Genomic DNA, 1,791 nt, shown 5'->3' with positions numbered 1-1,791 from the left:
AGGTCAGCTGAGTTGCGATACCCTCCCGCAGGGGGCGCTGAACAAATGCCGAAAAACAACCCCATGCAAAGTAGCCGGCGGCGGCGGCCGGCGTTCGAGAAGGCGGCTGTCCATAGCGGGTGAAGATGTCGTGTTTTTGTAGCTCGTGATCTGTCGCCTTCGTTTTGGAGTTTTGGGCGCCCCCGGAAGGCGTGGACGGGAGCGCCGGGTTTGTCATGCCATGGATGGAGCGGTCTGGTCAGCCCTGCGGGCGGGTTTCTTTGTTCGATTTGAAGCCCGTTTCTCCGTCCCGACCCGCGTTGTCTCGACGGCGGCGCGCGCAGGAGCGGTCAAGGACGCGCGCTTGCGCGCCCGCCAGGGCTTGTCCTTGACGGCTCCGAGCACGCTGCCAGGCTGAGATGCGTCGGGGCTGATCTGCTGTCCGTTGGCGCTAAACCTCGCCAATCGATGCGGGCCGAGGAACACGCTGACGGTGCCATCGGGATACTCATGCACCCGCACCAGGGCCCTGACGAAGTGAGGCCTCAGCCGGCTCTCCGGCAACTGCAGCCGGCGACCTTTCCATGCGACGGTATTGTCGTTGGCGACGGTTCGCTCCTCGATCACGCACAGCGCCTCGCGCCAGGCCTCGTGGCGGTCGGCAACGAAGGCGGTGCCTTGCTGTTCGGCCTTGATCGCAAATGCGGCGTTGTGTTCGGCGATGTAATGCGCCTTCAACCACGCATTGGCGGCTTCGACCGTCTTGATCCCGGCGAGCCGCAGCTCCTTTGGCAGGCGGTCCTGCAGCGTGCCAAACAGCCGCTCGGAGCGCCCCCGCGCCTGCGGCGAATAGGCTGCGATATGCTCGATCCCAAGATGCGACAAAGCCCGTCCCACCTGGGTTTGTTGCGTCTTCGAGACCTTCTCGCCAGCCTTCGGGGTAAGGAAATAATGGCTGCCGCGATCGGTGTAGAGCGCACAGAACAAGCCGCGCTCGCCAATCACCTCGCGTAAGGCCAGGAACGTCGAGGCCGTGCCTTCTTCCTCGACCAGCAGCATCGAGTAGACCTCGCTGGTCGCATCGTCCATCGTCACGATCAGGTCCATCGCCGGCAGATCCTCGATCCAGACGTGGCGCGACCCGTCCTGGTGCAGCAGCATCCCCGGCAGCGGCCGGCGTGGGCGCTTCTTACGGTGCGCCGAACGCTTCGGCGCCTTCCGTACCAGGCCCGCCGCCTGCAGGGCGAGCTTGGTCACCGTATAGCCCAGCACATAGTCATGCCGCTTTTGCAGCTGCTCGTGGAAGTGCTTCACCGTGAAGTCCGCGTATTTGTCGCGGAACAGTCCCAGCATCCGCTCCAGCTCTGCCTCCGGCGCCCGCCGTGGCGATCGCCGTCCCATGCGTCGGTCGACCAGCCCGTCATCGCCCTCCGCCTCATAACGCTCCGCCCAGCGTTGGAAGGTCCGAACACTGACCCCGAGGAGCTCCGCAGCGCCCTCCTGCGTCAGTTCCCTCGCCTCCGTCCGTTCCAGCAAATCTGAAAACCGCATCCGTCGTACCCCCTCGTGAATGGATGCCGTGCCCATCGTGCCCCCTTTGTCCCGGGGCACCAAAAACACGACACTTCACGAGCTACAAACAGGCGACAGATCACGAGCTACTGACACGTTCGACATTGCCACTTGACACGTCGGGCAACTCAGCGGTACTCTTCCATTATTCCGAAATATGCGAGCGTCCCGGGGCTGGTCGCACGGAGGCTGCGGTCAGCATGCGATTAGCGATCATTCGGAAGCGGATCACCACGGAGC

The 1,791-nt window shown here is 63.8% G+C and carries 1 protein-coding gene; it reads right to left on the bottom strand.

Translation table 11 applies throughout. The features are described from left to right. Positions 1-213: 213 nt before the first annotated feature. Positions 214-1,530 (bottom strand): ISNCY family transposase, encoded by a 1,317-nt coding sequence (locus CI41S_RS42295; RefSeq protein WP_172628412.1) that lies wholly within the window; start codon positions 1,528-1,530, stop codon positions 214-216. Between the last annotated feature and the right edge of the window lie 261 nt (positions 1,531-1,791).

Origin of the sequence: Bradyrhizobium ivorense (genome assembly GCF_900696085.1) — a bacterium.
GTDB classification, from domain to species: Bacteria; Pseudomonadota; Alphaproteobacteria; order Rhizobiales; family Xanthobacteraceae; genus Bradyrhizobium; species Bradyrhizobium ivorense.
The sequence above is the reverse complement of the archived record's forward strand: the minus strand, read 5'-3'. Positions and strand labels throughout refer to the sequence as shown.